Here is a 4,547-nt window from a genome sequence, read left to right on the forward strand (position 1 = left end):
GGGCGCGGCTCTGCTCGCGGCGCTCGCGGCCACGCCCGTGCGGCTGTCGACCATGGGGCGCTCGCTCGACCAGGACCCCGCCGCGTTCCTCGCCGCCGCAGCGGCGGGCGTGTACGCCGTCGGCCTCTGACCGGGTCTGCTCAGTCGTCCCGGGCGGTCGCCGTGTGCATGGCCACGAGCGTGGCCAGCCGGCGGGCCTCCGCGTCCGCGAACGCGCCGTCCGCGCGCTGGATCCCCATGACCGCGAGCGTGTCGCCGTCGGACAGGTCCAGCTGGACCCACGGTCGACCTGAGCCGAAGCGCACCGAGACGATCTCCGCCCACTCGAGCCGCCGCGTGAACACGAGGTTCCGGACCACCAGCCCGTCGTCGGACACCCGCGCCACGACCGAGGCCTGCCGCCAGAGGAACCACACGATGAGCCCGCCGACCAGCGCGAAGCCGATGCGGTCTCCCGTGGAGAGCACGGACATGGCCAGCATGATCGCGACGGTCGACCCGATCACGAGCACCGCCAGGGCGAGAGTGACCACCCGCGCGAAGCGGGGCCGGAACGGGGAGGTCAGCGCATCCACGCCTGCGCCCCGCTCACCGCTCAGAGCCGGCACGCGTGGATCGACGTCACGAGGATCGCGCGCGCACCGATGTCGTACAGGGAGTCCATGACCCGGTTGGTCTGGTCGCGCCGGACCATCGCCCGCACGGCCGCCCAGTCGCGGTTGTGCAGGGGCGACACCGTCGGCGATTCCAGGCCGGGGGTGATCGCGACGGCCTGGTCGACCAGCGCGAGCGGCACGTCGTAGTCCATGAGCACGTACTCCCGGGCGGTGAGCACGCCCTGGATGCGTCGGGTCAGCACGTCGAGACCGGCGGGCTCGTCGACGTCCGCACGGCGCACCAGCACGGCCTCCGAGCGCAGGATCGGGTCGGCGAAGATCTCGAGGCCGGCGGCACGCAGGGTGGTCCCCGTCTCGACGACGTCGGCGATCACGTCGGCCACGCCCAGCTTGATCGCGGACTCGACCGCTCCGTCCAGCCGCACCACGCCCGCGGGCTCGATGCCCAGGGACCGCAGGTACGAGCGGACCAGCACGGGGTAGGACGTGGCCACCCGGCGTCCGCCGACCTGCGCGACGTCGGTCCACTCCCCCGCCGTCCCGGCGAACCGGAACGTCGAGCGCGCGAACCCGAGCGGCAGGTGCTCGACCGCCTCGGACTCGGAGTCGAGCATGAGGTCGCGGCCGGTGATGCCGACGTCGACCGTGCCCGCGCCGACGTAGACGGCGATGTCCCGGGGGCGCAGGAAGAAGAACTCGACGTCGTTGTCCGGGTCGGGCAGCACCAGCTCGCGGGAGTCGCGACGCTGCCGGTACCCGGCCTCCTTGAGCATCTCGACGGAGGGCTCCGACAGGGAGCCCTTGTTCGGGACGGCGATCCTCAGCACGGTCGTTCTCCTCAGAGGTGGGTGTAGACGTCGGCGAGCGTGAGCCCGCGCGCGATCATCAACACCTGCAGGTGGTAGAGGAGCTGCGAGATCTCCTCGGCCGTCCGCTCGTCCGACTCGTGCTCCGCGGCCATCCAGACCTCGGCGGCCTCCTCGACGACCTTCTTGCCGATGCCGTGCACGCCGGTGTCCAGCTCCGCGACCGTGCCGGAGCCGGCGGGGCGGGTGGCGGCCTTGTCCGAGAGCTCGGCGAACAGGGTGTCGAAGGTCTTCACGCGGGCACTCTAGACGTCGTGCCGCGCAGGGCGCGCAGGGCGACCACGGTCGCGACGGCGGCCTCCGCGGCCTCGGCGCCCTTGTCCTCGTGCGAGCCCTCAAGACCGGCGCGGTCGAGCGCCTGCTCCTCGTTGTCGCAGGTGAGCACGCCGAACCCGACGGGCACGCCGGTCCGGATGCCGACGTCCGTGAGGCCGAGGGTCGCGCCCTGGCAGACGTACTCGAAGTGCGGGGTGCCGCCCCGGATCACGACGCCGAGCGCGACCACCGCGTCGGCACCGTTCTCGGCGGCCACCTGCGCGGCGACCGGAAGCTCGAACGTGCCCGGCACGCGGACGATCGTCACGTCCTCGACGTGCGCCGCGGCCAGCGCGCGCTGCGCCCCCGCGAGCAGGCCGTCCATGACGACGGTGTGCCAGCTGGCGGCGACGACGACCACCTTCAGGCCGGTCCCGTCGACGGTCAGGGTGGGTGCTCCAGCACCGCTCATGCCAGGTCCTCCAGGCTCTCGAACGCGTGGTCCTCGTGGTCGGCGCCGGGGGTGGCCGGCGTCGCGTGGACGGGCGAGACCGCGATGGGCTCTCGCTCCGTCCCGGGCGGCAGGTGGAGCAGGTGCCCCATCGACGTCGCCTTGGTGCGCAGGTACGCCTCGTTCTGCGGGGTGCGCCCCACCTCGAGGCTGCGGATCTCCGCGACGTCGATCCCGTGCGCGCGCAGCCCGGCCACCTTCGCCGGGTTGTTGGTCAGCAGGCTCACCCGCTGCACCCCGAGGTCGGTGAGGATCGCGGCCGCGGCGCCGTACTCACGCCGGTCGGCCGGCCACCCGAGGTCGAGGTTCGCCTCCACGGTGTCCCGACCCTGGTCCTGCAGCGCGTAGGCCGCGACCTTGGCCAGCAGGCCGATCCCGCGACCCTCGTGCCCGCGCAGGTAGATCACGGCGCCGCCCTGCTCGGCCGCGAGCTCGAGGGCCGCGTCGAGCTGCGGACCGCAGTCGCAGCGGGCCGACCCGAACGCGTCACCCGTGAGGCACTCGGAGTGCACGCGGACGACGGGCGCGTCGGCGAGGCCGGCGGTCGGGACGAGGGCGACGTGCTCGGCGCCCGTGCGCAGGTCCCGGTAGCCGTGGATGCGGAAGTCGCCGTGCTTGGTCGGCAGGTAGGCGGTGTGCGTGGCGTGCACGCGCTCCTTGGGCGGCGCAGCGACGGCCACCTCGGCCGTCACGTCGTCCCCGTGCTGCGTGCGCCAGGCGACGATGTCCTCGATGGTCAGCAGCACGAGACCCTCGGCCTCCGCCAGCGCCGACGCCACGGGCAGCCGGGTCATCGACCCGTCGTCGTTCACCAGCTCGGCGATCGCCCCGACCGGCTCCAGGCCGGCGAGCCGGCACAGGTCGACGGCTGCCTCGGTGTGACCGGCGCGGTGCAGGACGCCCCCGGGGACCGCGCGCAGCGGCAGCACGTGACCGGGACGGATGAGGTCCTCGCGGCCGGACGCCGGGTCGGCCAGCACCCGGAGCGTCCGGGCCCGGTCCGACGCCGAGATGCCCGTGGTCACACCCGTGGCCGCGTCGACGGTCACCGTGTACGCGGTCCGTCGGGGGTCCTGGCTGTGCGGGACCATCAGCGGCAGGTCCAGCGCGTCCGCCCTCGACGCCGGCATGGGGGCGCAGAGGTAGCCGGACGAGTGCCGGATGGTCCAGGCGATCCACTCGGGCGTCGCCGACTGGGCGGCCAGGATGACGTCGGCCTCGTTCTCCCGGTCGGGCGAGTCGGCGACGAGCACCGGCCGACCGGCGCGCAGGGCCTCCAGGGCCTGCTCGACGGTGCCGAGGCGCACTCCGGCGGGGGCGGTCATCGCAGGATCCCGGCCGTCGAGAGCAGCCGTTCGGTGTACTTGGCCAGCACGTCGACCTCCAGGTTGACCCGTGCGCCGGGCGCCAGGGTGYCGAGGGTCGTCGCCTCGAGCGTGGTGGGGATGAGGGAGACGCCGAACGACTCGTCCGTGACATGGGTGACCGTCAGCGAGATCCCGGAGACCGCAATCGACCCCTTCTCCGCGACGTACCGCGCGAGCTCCGGCGCGAGGCCGATCTCGACGTCGTCCCAGCGCGGCCCGGGCGACCGGGACAGGATCGTGCCGACGCCGTCCACGTGCCCCTGCACGACGTGCCCGCCGTACCGGCCGCCGACCGGCAGCGCGCGCTCGAGGTTGACCGGGCTGGACACGCCGACGTCCTCCAGCGCGCTGCGGCGCAGGGTCTCGGGCATGACGTCCGCGAAGAACGTGCCGTCGCCGGGCAGCTCCGTGACCGTCAGGCACACACCGGAGACACTGATCGAGTCGCCCAGGTGGGCATCGGAGACGACCAGCGGGCCCCGGACCCGCAGGCGCGCGTCCGACCCCTCGGGTCCGTGCTCGATCGCTTCGACCGTGCCGATCTCCTCGACGATTCCGGTGAACATCAGTGCTCCTCCGTGGGGCTGTGCGGGTCGACGGTCGCGACGACGAAGACGTCGGGGCCGAGCGGAAGGACGGATCGGGTGGTGAGGCGGACGGCGTCGCCGATGCTGGTGACGCCCAGGTCGGCCACGGCCGACGGGCCGGAGCCGAGCAGGACGGGGGCGATGTAGGCGTGCACCTCGTCGACGAGCCCTGCCTGCAGGAACGCCGCGGCGAGCGTGGGCCCGCCCTCGACGAGCACGTGTCGGACCTCGCGCTCGGTGAGCAGGGCCAGGACGTCGGCGGGGTCGTGCGTCCGCACCTGGAGCAGCTCCCCGCCGGGTCCGCGCAACCGCGCACCGGCGGGGATCTCACGGTGGCCGACGAC

The 4,547-nt window shown here is 73.6% G+C and carries 8 protein-coding genes; 1 reads left to right on the forward strand and 7 read right to left on the reverse strand.

What is annotated here, in order from left to right; genetic code table 11:
• The coding region (locus AC1DUQ_RS18075; RefSeq protein ID WP_477074278.1) for a DUF3866 family protein at positions 1–130 on the forward strand (130 nt) is incomplete at its 5' end.
• Positions 131–140: 10 nt separating this feature from the next.
• On the opposite strand, the gene AC1DUQ_RS18080 is transcribed toward AC1DUQ_RS18075, so the two are convergent.
• The 7 genes from AC1DUQ_RS18080 to AC1DUQ_RS18110 all read right to left on the reverse strand — a co-directional run.
• Positions 141–575 carry a PH domain-containing protein gene (locus tag AC1DUQ_RS18080; RefSeq protein WP_477062017.1) on the reverse strand — a complete coding sequence of 145 codons (435 nt, stop codon included), beginning with the start codon at positions 573–575 and terminating at the stop codon, positions 141–143.
• 20 nt (positions 576–595) lie between these two features.
• Positions 596–1,444: an ATP phosphoribosyltransferase gene (gene hisG, locus AC1DUQ_RS18085; RefSeq protein ID WP_477062016.1), complete on the reverse strand. Its 849-nt coding sequence runs from the start codon at positions 1,442–1,444 to the stop codon at positions 596–598.
• An 11-nt stretch (positions 1,445–1,455) separates the two neighbouring features.
• Positions 1,456–1,719, reverse strand: a complete 264-nt coding sequence (locus tag AC1DUQ_RS18090; protein WP_477062015.1) for a phosphoribosyl-ATP diphosphatase — start codon at positions 1,717–1,719, stop codon at positions 1,456–1,458.
• Positions 1,716–2,210 (reverse strand): 6,7-dimethyl-8-ribityllumazine synthase, encoded by a 495-nt coding sequence (gene ribH / locus AC1DUQ_RS18095; protein ID WP_477062014.1) that lies wholly within the window; start codon positions 2,208–2,210, stop codon positions 1,716–1,718. The genes AC1DUQ_RS18090 and ribH overlap by 4 nt, the downstream gene beginning before the upstream one ends.
• Entirely contained in the window at positions 2,207–3,574 is a 1,368-nt protein-coding gene (gene ribA / locus AC1DUQ_RS18100) for a GTP cyclohydrolase II (RefSeq protein WP_477062013.1), read from the reverse strand. Before ribA ends, ribH begins: the two co-directional genes overlap by 4 nt.
• Complete coding sequence (locus AC1DUQ_RS18105) at positions 3,571–4,182, reverse strand: riboflavin synthase (RefSeq protein WP_477074276.1); 612 nt, start codon at positions 4,180–4,182, stop codon at positions 3,571–3,573. The genes ribA and AC1DUQ_RS18105 overlap by 4 nt, the downstream gene beginning before the upstream one ends.
• Positions 4,182–4,547: RibD family protein (locus AC1DUQ_RS18110; protein WP_477074277.1), on the reverse strand; the 366-nt coding region annotated here is incomplete at its 5' end. The genes AC1DUQ_RS18105 and AC1DUQ_RS18110, both read right to left, overlap by 1 nt.

The organism is Cellulomonas sp. P4_B5_2 (assembly GCF_056402235.1).

Excerpts from the sequence above, each read along its gene's own strand:
- ribH (WP_477062014.1), bottom strand. The coding sequence starts at position 2,210 with ATGAGCGGTGCTGGAGCACCCACCCTGACCGTCGACGGGACCGGCCTG.
- ribA (WP_477062013.1), bottom strand. The coding sequence starts at position 3,574 with ATGACCGCCCCCGCCGGAGTGCGCCTCGGCACCGTCGAGCAGGCCCTG.